We start from the raw sequence: 14,588 nt of genomic DNA on the forward strand, positions 1-14,588 counted from the left end.
TCATTTTAAATTTATAATAATGTATTATTGACAATAGTGTGTGTCACACAGTATACTGTGATTGTGAGGTGAAACTATGAGTACAAAAGACTTACTTGCAAGTTATATTACCGAATTACGTAGGGGAAGTTTAATTATGGCAGTATTGGGATGTCTACATAAACCCCAATACGGATATGAATTATTGCAAACGTTGAAACAAAAAGGAATAGAGATTGAAGCAAATACACTGTATCCACTTTTAAGAAGACTCGACAAACAAGGAGTGTTACAAAATGAATGGGATACAAGTGAAAGTCGACCACGTAAATACTATGTGATCAGTAGTGAAGGAGAACGCTTGTTTCAAGAATTGGTCAACGAATGGAATTTGATGCAACAAAGTATGGAGGGAATTATTCATGAACAAGAAGAAAAATAATCGTATTGAACGATATGTGTATGATGTAGTACGACGTTTACCAGAAAGTGAACGCGAAGATGTGTGTAAAGAATTAGAAGCGAATATTTATGATATGTTGGCAGATGATGCAAGTGACGAAAATATTAAAGAAGTACTGTATAGCATGGGAAATCCTGCGAAACTAGCTGAAGAGTATCGACAAAAACCTAAATATTTAATATCACCAGCAATCTATGAAGACTATATTCATGTTATGAAGATTGTGATTCCAGTTGTGGCAATTGCACTTGCAATCATTGGTGCAATTCAAGGAGTTTTCCAAGTGTTAGCTGTTGATCAACAAACATTAAGTGCAGCATTAGTTTTTAAAAAAGTTATTGGACATGCGATTGGATTAAGTGCTTCTGCAGTTGTACAAGCATTAGTTTGGACAACCGTTGGATTTGTTATTTATGAAAGAACAAGTCTAAAAAAAGGGGAAGTGGATTGGAGTGTTGATGATTTACCTGAAGTTCCAAAAGAGAAAACAAAGTCTATTCCATTAGCAGATATTATTGCAGAATTAATTATTGGTGTGATCTTTATTGTTGCTGTGATTTTGATTTTTGGTAATTACTTACCTTTCGAAGTTGCAATTTATGAAGATGGTTTACTTCAAACCGAAATATTTGCAAAATCATTTGTTAGTGTACTTGTACCCATGCTTGTAATTATGATGGCAATCTCAATGGTTGAATCTATTGTGAAGCTAATCTATCGCCATTGGAATATCAAAGTTTGTATCGTAAGTATCATAAGTCATGTAGTTGGATTATTTTCATGGCTATATATATTAGGACAACCTAAGATTTTTAGTAACACATTTTTTAGCTATGTTGCAAAACATGATATAGATCTTAATGCATTTATGCGTGTTGGAAATCGTGGGTTTGAAAATTCGATTATCCTAGTTTTCACAACGATTGCAATTATTGGTGCTTGTGTAGGTATTGCTATTGCAATTGTTAAAACATACATGTACTATCGTGCAAAAAATAAGCAAATTGCATAAAGTTCTTGCCAGTTGGTTGTTTTTAAATGAGTAATATATTATAGTTGTTGTGCAAGGATGCAATACATAAATAGTGGAGGATGAAGAAAATGAAAATTATCGTATGTAAAGATAGCAATGAAGTAGCAAAAAAAGCTTATGAAGTAATGAAAGATGTTGTTGTAAATAAACCAAATGCAGTTTTAGGATTAGCAACAGGTTCAAGTCCAATCGGATTATACAACGAAATGATCGCAGATTATAAAGCAGGAAATGTTTCTTATAAAGATGTAAGTTCATTTAACTTAGATGAATATGTTGGGATTCCGAAAGATCACCCAGAAAGTTACGAAACATTTATGCACAAACAATTGTTTGATCACATTGACATTAATCCAGCAAATACACACCTACCTTATGGTGATACACAAGCCGACTGTGATGCTTATGAAAAAGCAATGTCTGATGTTTCAGTAGATATCCAAGTATTAGGTATTGGACGTAACGGACACATTGGATTTAATGAACCAGGAACTTCATTTGATTCATTAACACACATTGTCGATTTACAAGAAAAAACAATTGAAGATAATGCACGTTTCTTTGATGGAAACATGGACTTAGTTCCTAAAAAAGCAATCACAATGGGTATTGCAACAATCATGAAAGCGAAAAAAATCTTACTTGTTGCGACAGGTGAAGGAAAAGCTGATGCAGTTGCTGCAATGAAAAATGGACCAATCACAGAAGATATGCCAGCTTCAATTTTACAAAAACACGATGACTGTGTCGTATTTGTTGATGAAGCAGCAGCAAGCAAATTATAAAATATGTTTAGGGAAGTTATAAAATACTTCCTTTTTTATTAACTTTTGTGGCATTACGTTCGCATGAAATAATGATAGGTGGTATAATACGAATATGGTAAAAGCAGTGGTTATGGATTTGGATGGTACATTGTTGACAAGTGATAAAATTGTATCAATTCCAACAAAAGAGAAATTGAATTGGCTTGCAGAGAAGAAAGGTGTCACTCTTGTATTGGCAAGTGGTAGAACCAAAAGTCGTATGAAAGATGCAGCTGAAGCAATTCAACTTGAGCAACATAACGGGATGCTTATTGAATCCAATGGTGTAGCTTTATATAACTATAAAGATGATAGTCATAAGATTATTCGTAAAATGCACGATGAAGAACTTGCTGAAATTGTAAGAACCCTGCAAAAATACCATTGTGAAATCCTCATTATGGGGGATGAAGATGTCTTTATTATGTTGCCTGAGGGTGTCAAAGAATCATACTATATTACACAAAATAGCAATATGGAGGGAATGCGTAATCGTGAGTTCTTCTTTATTGACTCAATTGATCAAGTTACACAAAAAGTTAATAAGATCTGTGTGTACAATCGTAGCGATAAAATTGAAGCTTTATTGGAAACATTAAAAGACGAAACATTCCAATATGACTATTGGATGGGTCGTGCTTTACCTGAGTGGCTAGAAATTATGCCGGATGGTGTAAGTAAAGGACATGCGTTACAAAAGTTGATGGAAATCAACAATTGGAATGAAGATGAAGTTGTTGTATTTGGCGATGGTGAAAATGATTTGTCAATGTTGGAAGTTGTAACATATTCAGTGGCAATGGACAATGCGATGGATATTGTAAAAGATGTCGCAAATTATACAACAGCGAGTAATGATAGCGATGGAATCGTAGAATTTTTCAATGATAAGGAGGAGGAATTATTATGAAAATTGTATCAGGTAGTGACTTTGAAAAAGAAATTGAACAAGGATTAGTATTAGTTGACTTTTATGCTGACTGGTGTGGACCATGTAAAATGCAAACACCTGTATTAGAAGAAGTACAAAACGAACTTCAAGATCAAGTAAAAATTATCAAATTGAATGTTGATAATGATCCAACAATTGCGCAAAACTATAATGTTATGTCAATTCCAACATTAGTATTATTTAAAAATGGTACAGAGTTTGCGACAACTGTAGGTTTCCAAGCAAAACCTCAATTAATCGAATTCATTAATAAAGGAAAATAAAATATGAAAGTAATGAAAAGGATAGGTAAAATACTTATCGTTTTCTTGCTTCTTGTAGCATGCGTGTATGGAATTTATAAAGTTAGGGTTTCCACTTCTGGAAACCTTAATGTTTTAATTGTTGGAGTTGATGCAAGAGAAGGAGAAAGTGTCTCACGATCGGATTCCTTGTTGCTTGCTCATGTAAATAAGGATCACAAAATAGTGGATCTAATTTCCATTCCTCGTGATTCATATGTATACATACCAGCAGTTGAACGTGAAGATAAAATAAATCATGCACATGCATATGCAGGAATAGAGGGAACTATCGAAACAGTAGAATTATTGTTCGATATAAAAATAGATAAATATGTAGAAGTGGATTTCACAAAGATGATTTCTTTAGTGGATACACTTGATGGGATTGATTTGACGCCAACCGCAACATTTTGCGAGCAAGATGAAAACGATCAAGCAGATAGCTATTGTTTCACAGAAGGTGTCAAAGAACATATGGATGGTAAAAATGCGTTAGCTTATGCTAGACATAGAAAAAGTGATAGTGATTTTGCAAGAGCTGGACGCCAACAAGAAGTGATTAAAGCTATGGTATCGACTGTGAAAAGTGCAGGTGTACCAAAGATGTTTAACTTTTATCAAGATGTCACGAAAATATCGGATACAGACTTTGGTTTGTGGGATATTACAGGATATGCAGATATGGCATTTCATGAATTTAGCTTAAATCAAAGTGTTGCTGAAGGTGTGGGTGGTTTATTTTACGAGCCATATGCAGGACAAGAATCATGGCTTTTCTATATAGATGAAACATGGCTTGAACAAACAAAAGAAATGTTGCAGGAATAAGAGCCTGCAACTTTTTTGATGTTTTCGCACATTTCGGTTTATAATAGAATCATGTTAGAGGAACTAAACAATGAAAATGAAAAATAAGAAAATATTTTGGGTACTTGGTCTTACTGTGACAATCGTATTTTTATTTACCGCAAATCTTCATGCAGAAGTTGGAAACACTGGTGGTTTTGGCGGCGGTGGTTCTGGCGGATCTGGCGGAGGCTGGTCTGGTGGTGGAAGCTACGGTGGCGGCGGTGGCGGTTCCAGTTTCTTTATGTTTCCATTCTTTGGTGGAGGGATTTGGCAAGTTATCATCTTTTTGGTAATTGCATTATTTCTTTACCAGATGCGAAAAGGTAAAGTACAAGGAACATCGTCACATCCATATCAAAGACAACAAACATCTGTGGATGAAGCTAGTGCAATTGCGAAAGTACAAGCAATTGATCCGAATTTCTCAGCTGAGAAATTTAGAGGATGGGTTGGCGAGTTATATGTAACTTTACAAGAAGCGTGGGAAGCAAAACACTGGCATACGGTTCGTCCATTTGAAAGTAATGCACTATTTAATATGCACAATAAACAAATGGAAGAATACATTGCAAAACAAATTACAAATAAGTTGGATAACCAAGAAGTACGTGATGTGAAAATCGCTGATTTTAGAGTCGATGGAGACCAAGAGGTCTTAACGGTTCAAGTACATGCATTTTGTACGGACTATACAGTTGATGATACGACAGGAAAAGTTCTGTTTGGAAATCCAAATCGCTTAGAAGAACGTTATTATCGCTTTGAGTTTATTCGCAAAGCAGGTGTTAAAACAAAAGTAGAAGCAGATGGATTGGTACCAACAAACTGTCCAAATTGTGGAGCTCCAACCAAAGTAACAAGTAGTGGAGAGTGTGAGTACTGTGGCTCTGTCATTACACGTGGTGATTACGGTTGGGTATTAAATGTCTTTAAAGCTTGGTAGATATACGTGTTTATAAAGAGGGAAGTTTATGAGAAATAAGGGAAAAAGAGTATTACTTAGTTTATTGATGGTCTTTAGTGTATGCATACTTGCAACTGCAAGTGTACATGCCGAAGTAGGAAACACTGGAGGCTTTGATGATGGTGGTGGAAGCGATTCTGGTGGTAGTGATTGGTCAAGCTGGGATAGTGATGATGATTATTCAAGCAGCGGTGGAGGTAGTGGAGAATTCACACCTTTTACAGCATTTGCAATTCTCTTCGGTGTTGGTGTATTTACAATTGTGATTATCAATAGTCGAAAACCAATTCCAGAAGCAACATCGAGTATAAATGAAGAACAGACCATTCAAGATATACAAGCAAGTGATCCAGAATTTTCTGCTGATGAATTTAAAACATGGGTTGCAACACTATATATCACATTGCAAGAAGCCTGGGAGGCAAAAAATTGGCATACGGTTCGACCATTTGAGAGTAATGCACTATTCAATATGCACAATAAACAAATGGAAGAATATATCGAAAAGAAAATTACGAATAAATTGGATGACCAAGATGTAAAAAGTGTCACACTTGCTAGTTATAGAATCGATGGAGATCATGAAGTACTCACCGTACAAGTACATGCATCATGTACAGATTACATGGTCGATGATCAAAGTGGAAACATTACTAGTGGAGATCCAAACAAAGTATTTAATCGAAAATACCGTTTTGAATTCATTCGTAAAACAGGAGTAAAAACAAGCGCAACTGCAGATGGTTTAGTTCCAAATCAATGTCCAAATTGTGGAGCACCAATAAAAGTAAATAGCAGTGGTGAATGTGAATATTGTAATTCTGTAATTACTAAAGGTGATTATGGATGGGTATTAAATGTCTTTAAAGCATGGTAAAGGAGAAACGACATGGGTTTAATTAAAGCAGCAATTGCAAGTGCTTCAAGTACACTTGCAGATCAGTGGTTAGAGTATTTCTACTGTGAGAGTTTAAGCAACAACGAATTAATGAAAAAAGGTGTGAAAGTTGTAAGCAAAGGAAGTAACACCAAAGCAAGTGAAAACATTATTAGTAATGGTACAGGTATTGCCATTAATGAAGGGCAAGGAGTAATCATTGTTGAAGATGGAAAAATTGTAGAATTTTGTATGGAACCGGGACGTTTCACTTGGGATTCTTCAAGTGAACCAAGTTTATTCTCTGGTGGATTTTCTGGCTTGATTGATTCATTTAAAACATTTGGAAAACGTTTTACAATGGGAGGAACACCAGGAAAAGATCAACGTGTATACTTCATCAATCTAAAAGAAATCTTTGATAATAAGTTTGGAACAGCTTCACCAATGGCATATAAAGATCCAACATATCGTGGAATTTATATTCGCTACTATGGACAATATACATTTAAGATTGAAGATCCAATCAAGTTTTATACAAATGTAGCAGGAAACGTTTCTAATACGTATACAAAAGATGAATTTGATGCACAAAGCAAAGCAGAATTTGTGAATGCATTAGATACAACAATCGCAAAACTAGCAGATGAAAATGTGCAATATAATGACATTCCAAAAAAACAAATGGAACTTGCTAAATACATGAACGATGCACTTGATGAAGAGTGGAATGATCGACGTGGAATTGTGATTTCATCAGTTGCAATTGAAAAGGTAACACCAGATGATGAAAGTCGTAAACGTATTGAAGATATCGATGATGCGATTATGTACAGTGATAAACGTGTAGCAGCTGGGCGTCTAGTAGATGCACAAGCTTCAGCGATGGAAAAAGCAGCAAGTAATGAAGCAGGTGCCATGCAAGGTTTCATGGGGTATGGTATGGCAAACCAAGCAGGAAATAATATTGCTGGAATGTTTGATGACAATGCAAAACCAGTAGCAGATCATCCTGTACCAAGTCAAAATGCAACATGGACATGCCCTGAAGACGGTATTCAAAATACAGGAAAATTCTGTATTGAATGTGGAAATCCAAAACCAAGTGATGGGACATGGATTTGTCCAAATGATGGGACAAAAAATACAGGTAAATTTTGCAGCGAATGCGGAAAACCGAAAGAATAGAATCATTGGAGGCAGTTAATGCTTCCTTTTTTTTGTGAAAGTTGTTGCAAAAATGCAAGATTTCTTTATAATTGAATTGTTCTATAAAGAAACATGAAAAGTTTAGTGTTACTAAACAGAGAGGAGTTATATATGGATATTGGATTGAAATTAAAAGAACTACGAACCCAGAATGGGTTAACTTTAGATGAATTGAGCGCCCGTAGTGAACTTTCCAAGGGATTTTTAAGTCAGTTGGAACGTAATCTTACATCACCATCCATCGTAACCCTTCAAGACATTTTAGAAGCACTAGGAACAAACTTGTCAGAGTTCTTCAATGAAGAAGAAAATCAAAGTGTTTTTCGTGAAGAGGATTATTACGTTAGTGAAAAGGATGGTATTACCACGACTTTTGTTGTGCCTAATGCACAGAAAAATGATATGGAACCAATTCTTTTGACACTCGATGCGAAAAGTAGATCGCAGAGTATTAATCCACATGAAGGAGAAGAATTTGGGTATGTTATCAAAGGAAATGTCACGCTAGTTAATGGGGATAAAAGCGACGAACTTAAACAAGGAGAAACCTTTTATTTGAATGGAAAACATATTCACTATCTTGTGAATGATTCCAACAATGAGGCAACAATTATTTGGGTTATGAGCCCACCAAATTTTTAAAAGGAGAACATTATGAACAAGATTATTCAGTTTAAAAATATCGTAAAAAGCTTTGATGACCAAGTCATCTTAAAGGGGATTACGTTAGATATTTATGAAAATGAATTCGTAACTTTACTTGGACCATCTGGTTGTGGGAAAACCACATTATTACGAATTTTGGGAGGATTTTTAGAAGCTGATTCTGGTGAAGTGATTTTTGATAATGAAAATATTGCAGATTTACCACCATATAAAAGAGAGTTAAATACAGTATTTCAAAAGTATGCATTATTTCCGCATATGAATGTATTTGATAATATTGCATTTGGTTTGAAAATTAAAAAGATGAGTGATGATGTCATTCGTCAAAAAGTTACACGTATGTTGAAATTAGTAAACTTAGAAGGGTATGAGGATCGTAAAATTGATCAACTTTCTGGTGGACAACAACAACGTATTGCAATTGCACGTGCACTTGTAAATGAACCAAAAGTACTGTTACTTGATGAACCACTAGGAGCACTAGATTTAAAACTTAGAAAAGAAATGCAACTGGAATTAAAAAAGATTCAACAAGAAGTTGGAATCACATTTATTTATGTAACACATGACCAAGAAGAAGCACTAACGATGTCAGATAAAATCGTGGTTATGCGTGAAGGAGAAATTGAACAAGTAGGTACACCTGTAGATATTTACAATGAACCAGTAAACGAGTATGTTGCAAACTTCATCGGAGAAAGTAATGTCATCGATGGTGTAATGAAAGAAGATTACCTTGTCTCTTTTGATGATAAAGATTACACATGTGTCGATCATGGATTTAAAGAAAATGAAGAAGTAGATATCGTGATTCGTCCTGAAGATATTGAAATTGTTGGGCGCGGACGCGGGGTTCTGAATGGGAAAGTAAAATCGATGTTATTTAAAGGAGTACATAATGAAATTATTGTGGAAACAGCACGTGGGAGTCATGTCGAAGTAACTATGACCATCTATAATAAAGAACCAATCTTTAATGAAGATGCTGGAGAATACATTAGTGCCAACAACTTCTATGTCGATGTACAAGATTTCGATGAATTGACAGATGATGATATTATCGCTCGTGCAGATGCACAAGCTTGGGATGCTGAAACTGAAGAATATGTTGGATTTTCCAATGTGACATATGAAGAATTAGTAGGTGAAGATACATACCCAGTTACTTTCTCAACAAGTAAAGGAACAAGTATTACCATTCAAATGATTGGGGTAAAACAACGCTATATTCAAGATGAGAAAAAACGTATTGGGATTGCAGCTTTTGATTTCTTTAAAACACTTGATGAAATTGAAGAATCACAAGCACTTGATACAGATTTAAAGACTTGGGCAGATGCAGTAAGTTGGGATTTAGATACAGATGAAGCAATTGAAGTGCGTAATGTTGATTACGATTTTGAAATTGAAGATTTAAAACCAGGTAAATATAAAGTATCATTCTCGACAGTTGGACGTGAGTTCAAAATTCATACGACGAAATCAAGTGAAGTCGATAAAAACGTTGGGTTATCATTTGGTCCAGAAGATATCCATGTAATGGAAAAAATGGGGTTCTAAGATGAACAACTATAGACGACTTATCCAACCATACGTGCTTTGGATTAGCATCTTTCTAGTGTTGCCAATGATATTGATCGTACTTTATGCATTTACAACAGGAGGAAACGATGTACTAACTTTCCATTTTACTTTGGACAACTTTGCACGATTCTTTAATGATAATGTGTTTATTGGAGTTTTGATTGACTCGTTTCGAATTGCTTTAATTACAACGATTCTTTGTATTATTATTGGATATCCTGCAGCTTATTTTATTAGTAAGATGCAAGTAAAAAGCAATGCATTCTTTATTCTTTTAATTACTTTACCGATGTGGATTAACATGTTAGTTCGTACATATGCATGGGTTGGTATTTTAAGTGATAATGGAGTTATCAATAATATCCTATCATTCTTTGGTTTAGGACCATTGCATATGATTCATACAGAATTTGCGATTGTGCTTGGAATGGTGTATAACTTCTTACCATTTATGATATTGCAAATTCATGCATCACTTTCAAAAATGGATCCATCTTTAGTTGAAGCAAGTAGTGATTTAGGAGCAAGTAAATTTGAAACGTTTAAACGTATTATTTTCCCACTTTCATTACCTGGAGTGATTAGTGGAATTACGTTAGTATTCTTACCAGCAACAAGTTCGTTTTTTATTCAACGTCTACTTGGAGGAGGAACAATCTTAGTTGGTAACTTGATTGAAAACTATTTCGTGACAACAGGTGACTGGAACTTTGGTAGTGCGATTAGTTTAATTATGGCTGTAATTATTATGCTTTCGATGTACTTCACCAATAAATTGGATAAAGAAAGAGGTGAAGACTAATGAAAGAGAAATATGGTTCAAAAGTATTTTTAGGATTGTTGATGGTGTTTTTCTACCTACCAATCTTATATATGATTGTCTTCTCATTTAACGGAAGCAAGTCTTTATCAAAATTTACAGGCTTCTCATTGCGTTGGTACGAACAAATGTTTGCCAATAAATCAATGATTGAAGCGATCTATTATACGGTTGTAATCGCCATACTTGCGACAATCATTTCAACAGTTGTTGGAACACTTGCAAGTATTGGTTTATCGAAATCAAAAAAAGTATTAAAAACTTATGTTGAGCAAATTAACAATTTGCCAATTATGAACCCAGAAATTGTAACTGCAATTGGGTTGATGTTATTTTTTACCACAATGAAAATTGAAAAGGGATTTATAACATTATTACTTGCGCATATTGCTTTTTGTATTCCGTATGTCATGTTAAGTGTAAGTCCAAGATTACGACGTTTGGATCCTAACTTAGCCAATGCAGCAATGGATTTGGGAGCTACACCAAGTTATGCCTTACGTAAAGTTATTATTCCGCAATTGATGCCAGGTATTGTTGCTGGTGCACTAATTGCCTTTACGATGAGTTTTGATGATTTTATCATTTCATATTTCGTATCAGGAAATGGAATTAAAAATATTTCGATTCTTGTATATACAATGAGTAAACGAATCAATCCATCCATTAATGCGTTATCCACAATTATTGTTGTTATTATCACAATTGTCTTAATTGTGGTGAACTTAATGAGTATGAAAAAAACAAAGACCAACAAAACGGGGCAACGGATTGGACTTGCAGTTGTTGCTGCATGTGTAGGACTTACCATCTTTGGTCTGCAAAAACTTAGAAGTAATACAGGTGGAGATTTTGATCCAATTGAAACGTACGGTTGTGATACGTTAAATGTATTTAATGCTGGAGAATATATTGGTGAAGATACGATTGCCAAATTTGAAAAGAAATACAATGTACATGTAAATTATTCACTGTTTGCCTCAAATGAAGAGATGTACACAAAATTGTTAAGTGGTGAATCATACGATGTACTTGTTCCTAGTGATTATATGATTGAACAACTGATGCAAGAAGATCGCTTACAGAAAATCAATTTAGATCACATTAAAAATTATGATGCATTAAGTCCAATGGTAACTGGTCTTGATTACGATCCGAAAAATGAATACAGTATTCCATATTTCTGGGGTAGTGTAGGAATTATGTACAACAAAAATAAAGTTTCACAAGAAGACTTAGAAACAGAAGGATTTGGAATATTACAAAATCCAAAATACAAAGGACGCATCTTTGTTTATGATAGTGAACGTGATTCATTTATGATGGCATTAAAACATCTAGGATATTCGATGAATACGAGTAACTTAGATGAGATTAATGAAGCCTATGAATGGTTACGTGATATTCGAGCAAATGATCCAGTATTTGTTACTGACGAAGTTATTGATGGAATGATCAATGGTGAAAAAGATATTGCAGTTGTATACAGTGGTGATGCAACATACATTCAAATGGAAAATCCAGACATGGCATATTATGAGCCATTGGAAGGTACAAATATTTGGAGTGATGCAATGGTAATTCCAAAAAACAGTGCATGTCCATTATTAGCAGAAGCATATATCGATTTCAATTTAGATGAAACAATTGCTTATGAAAACTCAGAATATGTTGGATATACATCAAGTGTACAAAGTGTTATGGATGATTTAATCGCTGGTGAATTCAAAGATTTACCAAGTTATTTACCACGTAGTGGTTATGATAAAGATGAAATCTTTAAATACAATCCAAAGATTCGAAAAGTGATTTCCGAATTGTGGGTTAAAGTAAAAGCAAAATAGTAAAAAGCGTGAGTTAGAAATAGCTCATGCTTTTTTATGATGACAAAGTGGCTGGGTTTTGTTATACTATCAAAAGAGAGGTGGTGTTGTAATGTACGTAAACAAATAGATCAATGAAAAATACAACGTTCATGTCTATTGTCCCTTCAACAAAGAAAGGGAGGTTTACTTATGCAAAACACACTACAAGTTAAAAACGTTACACTTAGCGATATAAGTGGGAAAGTGATGGTTGAAGATTTAAGCTTCATCATCAATCAAAAAGATAAAATGGCAATTATTGGCGAAGAGGGAAATGGAAAAAGTACCTTATTGAAAGCCATCTACAATCCTATGTGGATTGAACAATATGCAAAACTATCAGGAACAATCGACATGCAATTTTCACTCGTGGCATATCTAGCGCAAAAACTAGAGGCGAAGTGGAATGCATGTTTTTTATATGAATACTTGTTGAGGGACGAAATAGACGAAGAATGTGATTACAATCGATACCAGAGGTATGAAGAAATTTGTGCTTCTATCCACATCGATAACGAACTGTTGTATAAAGATCAAAAAATGAGTTCTCTAAGTGGAGGAGAACGTGTAAAAATGCAAATTGTAAAGATGTTGTATCATCAACCAGATTTGCTTTTAATGGATGAGCCAACCAATGATATCGATTTAGAAACAATTGAATGGTTAACTACATTTATTAAAGAAAGTGATGCGACCATTGTGTTTATTTCACACGATATCGAACTTATTGATGCGTGTGCTGATGTGATTTTACATCTTGAGCAACGAAATAAACGCAATAAACCTGTTTGGTCATTGCACTATGAAAACTATCATAGTTATGCTAAAAATCGTAATGAGAAGTATGAAGAAGATGTGCGCATTACACAAAAAGAAAAACGTGTCCACAAAGCAAAGATGGATCACATGAATGATTTAAAAAATAAAGTAACGCATGCACACAATAGTGTATCTAGACAAAATCCTGCAATGGGACGCTTATTAAAAAAGAAGATGCGTGTGGTTAAAGGTATTGAAAGACGCATGAGTGAAGAAGATTTCTCAATTGATACGTATGAAGAATCGATTCATTTGAAATTAGCGGATACTGGATATCCTGCAGGTAAAGAAATTATTCACTTTGAACAAGATGTGTATATTCAGGATCGCCTACTTGTACAAGATGCAAATCTTGAAATGTATGGAAAAGATAAAGTAGCACTTATTGGAAATAATGGTACGGGTAAAAGTGTCATGCTAAAAGCAATCTATGCTATGATGCAAGAAAAAGAGTTGGATGTTATTTATATGCCACAAAACTATGAAGAACTACTTGATTATCAAGTAAGTCCAATTGACTTTATGCTTGAAAAAACGACTTTATTACTTGCTGATGTACAAACTCTACTTGGTTCGATTCACTTATCGGTACGTGAAATGAGTGAGCCTATTGGTTCACTTAGTGAAGGGCAAAAAGCAAAAGTTTGCTTAGCATATGTAATTGCAAAAAATCCAAAAGTACTTATTATGGATGAACCAACGCGAAACATATCTCCATTAAGTAAACCTGTACTTATTGAATTATTAGAGAATTATAAAGGTGCACTTTTATTAACGACACATGATCGTTTCGTGTTAGATTCCTTAAATCTAAGTATATACAAAATAGAAAATCAAAAATTGTATAAATTATAATTCATCAAATTCCATTTGATTTGTCACACGTTTTCATTTCCTCGTGTATAATATAAGTATAGAAGCTATGTTATATGAAAAGGAAGTGATACCATCAAACACAATATTTCAGTAGAAGTAGGCGTAGATATGAGTGGTGTTTCAAAACAAACAAAGAAACTGTATCTGAAGAAAAATCGGATCATTATCTCATTGGAACTAAATAAATTGGCAAGCCAAAAAATGATTCAAGATGTAAGTCAAAGCATACTGCATAAGACTGCAGTTCATAACATAGCTAGAGCATTTACGCGACACGATTTGGACTATGTTTCATTTTGTGTGGATTCAACAAAAGATATTACATATTTGACTCATTAAATCATTGGCAAAAGAAAAGCACTTCATCATTTTGAAGTGCTTTTGCCTTATCTAAACATCCAACCAAAGAAGAATTGGAAAATCATCAAATAAAAGAATACTTGGAAGATTAATACAATAATTCTTGATAGACCACTTTGACGTGGTTGATTGCTACGTTGATAGTAGTATTGTTGTCCGCCATAGCTATTTCTTTGTTGTTG

General features: G+C 34.3%; 15 protein-coding genes. All 15 read left to right on the top strand.

Annotation, left to right across the window (positions count from 1 at the left end):
* Positions 1-76 precede the first annotated feature (76 nt).
* The 15 genes from EDD63_RS01045 to EDD63_RS01115 all read left to right on the top strand — a co-directional run bounded on the left by EDD63_RS01045 (position 77) and on the right by EDD63_RS01115 (position 14,385).
* Positions 77-421: a PadR family transcriptional regulator gene (locus tag EDD63_RS01045; protein WP_134167589.1), complete on the top strand. Its 345-nt coding sequence runs from the start codon at positions 77-79 to the stop codon at positions 419-421.
* Complete coding sequence (locus EDD63_RS01050) at positions 402-1,454, top strand: HAAS signaling domain-containing protein (RefSeq protein ID WP_134167591.1); 1,053 nt, start codon at positions 402-404, stop codon at positions 1,452-1,454. The genes EDD63_RS01045 and EDD63_RS01050 overlap by 20 nt, the downstream gene beginning before the upstream one ends.
* 89 nt (positions 1,455-1,543) lie before the next feature.
* Entirely contained in the window at positions 1,544-2,260 is a 717-nt protein-coding gene (gene nagB, locus EDD63_RS01055) for a glucosamine-6-phosphate deaminase (protein ID WP_134167593.1), read from the top strand.
* A gap of 94 nt (positions 2,261-2,354) precedes the next feature.
* Entirely contained in the window at positions 2,355-3,191 is an 837-nt protein-coding gene (locus EDD63_RS01060; protein WP_134167595.1) for an HAD family hydrolase, read from the top strand.
* Complete coding sequence (gene trxA / locus EDD63_RS01065; RefSeq protein ID WP_134167597.1) at positions 3,188-3,496, top strand: thioredoxin; 309 nt, start codon at positions 3,188-3,190, stop codon at positions 3,494-3,496. The genes EDD63_RS01060 and trxA overlap by 4 nt, the downstream gene beginning before the upstream one ends.
* A gap of 3 nt (positions 3,497-3,499) precedes the next feature.
* Positions 3,500-4,345, top strand: coding sequence for an LCP family protein (locus EDD63_RS01070; RefSeq protein WP_134167599.1), 846 nt, complete (start codon positions 3,500-3,502; stop codon positions 4,343-4,345).
* A 70-nt stretch (positions 4,346-4,415) separates the two neighbouring features.
* A complete protein-coding gene (locus EDD63_RS01075) occupies positions 4,416-5,309 on the top strand; it encodes a TIM44-like domain-containing protein (protein ID WP_279586072.1) in 894 nt (297 codons plus the stop codon).
* Positions 5,310-5,337: 28 nt separating this feature from the next.
* Positions 5,338-6,207, top strand: a complete 870-nt coding sequence (locus EDD63_RS01080; protein ID WP_134167601.1) for a TIM44-like domain-containing protein — start codon at positions 5,338-5,340, stop codon at positions 6,205-6,207.
* A 12-nt stretch (positions 6,208-6,219) separates the two neighbouring features.
* Positions 6,220-7,395, top strand: a complete 1,176-nt coding sequence (locus EDD63_RS01085) for an SPFH domain-containing protein (RefSeq protein ID WP_134167603.1) — start codon at positions 6,220-6,222, stop codon at positions 7,393-7,395.
* 132 nt (positions 7,396-7,527) lie between these two features.
* On the top strand, positions 7,528-8,058 hold the full coding sequence (locus tag EDD63_RS01090; RefSeq protein ID WP_134167605.1) for a helix-turn-helix domain-containing protein: 531 nt from the start codon (positions 7,528-7,530) through the stop codon (positions 8,056-8,058).
* A gap of 12 nt (positions 8,059-8,070) precedes the next feature.
* A complete protein-coding gene (locus EDD63_RS01095; protein ID WP_134167607.1) occupies positions 8,071-9,642 on the top strand; it encodes an ABC transporter ATP-binding protein in 1,572 nt (523 codons plus the stop codon).
* Position 9,643: 1 nt separating this feature from the next.
* Complete coding sequence (locus EDD63_RS01100; RefSeq protein WP_134167609.1) at positions 9,644-10,468, top strand: ABC transporter permease; 825 nt, start codon at positions 9,644-9,646, stop codon at positions 10,466-10,468.
* A complete protein-coding gene (locus tag EDD63_RS01105) occupies positions 10,468-12,330 on the top strand; it encodes an extracellular solute-binding protein (protein WP_134167611.1) in 1,863 nt (620 codons plus the stop codon). The genes EDD63_RS01100 and EDD63_RS01105 overlap by 1 nt, the downstream gene beginning before the upstream one ends.
* A 171-nt stretch (positions 12,331-12,501) precedes the next feature.
* A complete protein-coding gene (locus EDD63_RS01110; RefSeq protein WP_134167613.1) occupies positions 12,502-14,025 on the top strand; it encodes an ATP-binding cassette domain-containing protein in 1,524 nt (507 codons plus the stop codon).
* A gap of 129 nt (positions 14,026-14,154) precedes the next feature.
* Positions 14,155-14,385, top strand: coding sequence for a hypothetical protein (locus EDD63_RS01115; protein WP_134167615.1), 231 nt, complete (start codon positions 14,155-14,157; stop codon positions 14,383-14,385).
* Positions 14,386-14,588 lie beyond the last annotated feature (203 nt).

The sequence above is a fragment of the Breznakia blatticola genome (genome assembly GCF_004365815.1).
Taxonomy (GTDB): Bacteria; Bacillota_I; Bacilli_A; order Erysipelotrichales; family Erysipelotrichaceae; genus Breznakia; species Breznakia blatticola.

Coding starts and splice junctions, on each gene's coding strand:
- EDD63_RS01045 (WP_134167589.1), top strand. CDS start 77: ATGAGTACAAAAGACTTACTTGCAAGTTATATTACCGAATTACGTAGG.
- EDD63_RS01050 (WP_134167591.1), top strand. CDS start 402: ATGAACAAGAAGAAAAATAATCGTATTGAACGATATGTGTATGATGTA.
- nagB (WP_134167593.1), top strand. CDS start 1,544: ATGAAAATTATCGTATGTAAAGATAGCAATGAAGTAGCAAAAAAAGCT.
- EDD63_RS01060 (WP_134167595.1), top strand. CDS start 2,355: ATGGTAAAAGCAGTGGTTATGGATTTGGATGGTACATTGTTGACAAGT.
- trxA (WP_134167597.1), top strand. CDS start 3,188: ATGAAAATTGTATCAGGTAGTGACTTTGAAAAAGAAATTGAACAAGGA.
- EDD63_RS01070 (WP_134167599.1), top strand. CDS start 3,500: ATGAAAGTAATGAAAAGGATAGGTAAAATACTTATCGTTTTCTTGCTT.
- EDD63_RS01075 (WP_279586072.1), top strand. CDS start 4,416: ATGAAAATGAAAAATAAGAAAATATTTTGGGTACTTGGTCTTACTGTG.
- EDD63_RS01080 (WP_134167601.1), top strand. CDS start 5,338: ATGAGAAATAAGGGAAAAAGAGTATTACTTAGTTTATTGATGGTCTTT.
- EDD63_RS01085 (WP_134167603.1), top strand. CDS start 6,220: ATGGGTTTAATTAAAGCAGCAATTGCAAGTGCTTCAAGTACACTTGCA.
- EDD63_RS01090 (WP_134167605.1), top strand. CDS start 7,528: ATGGATATTGGATTGAAATTAAAAGAACTACGAACCCAGAATGGGTTA.
- EDD63_RS01095 (WP_134167607.1), top strand. CDS start 8,071: ATGAACAAGATTATTCAGTTTAAAAATATCGTAAAAAGCTTTGATGAC.
- EDD63_RS01100 (WP_134167609.1), top strand. CDS start 9,644: ATGAACAACTATAGACGACTTATCCAACCATACGTGCTTTGGATTAGC.
- EDD63_RS01105 (WP_134167611.1), top strand. CDS start 10,468: ATGAAAGAGAAATATGGTTCAAAAGTATTTTTAGGATTGTTGATGGTG.
- EDD63_RS01110 (WP_134167613.1), top strand. CDS start 12,502: ATGCAAAACACACTACAAGTTAAAAACGTTACACTTAGCGATATAAGT.
- EDD63_RS01115 (WP_134167615.1), top strand. CDS start 14,155: ATGAGTGGTGTTTCAAAACAAACAAAGAAACTGTATCTGAAGAAAAAT.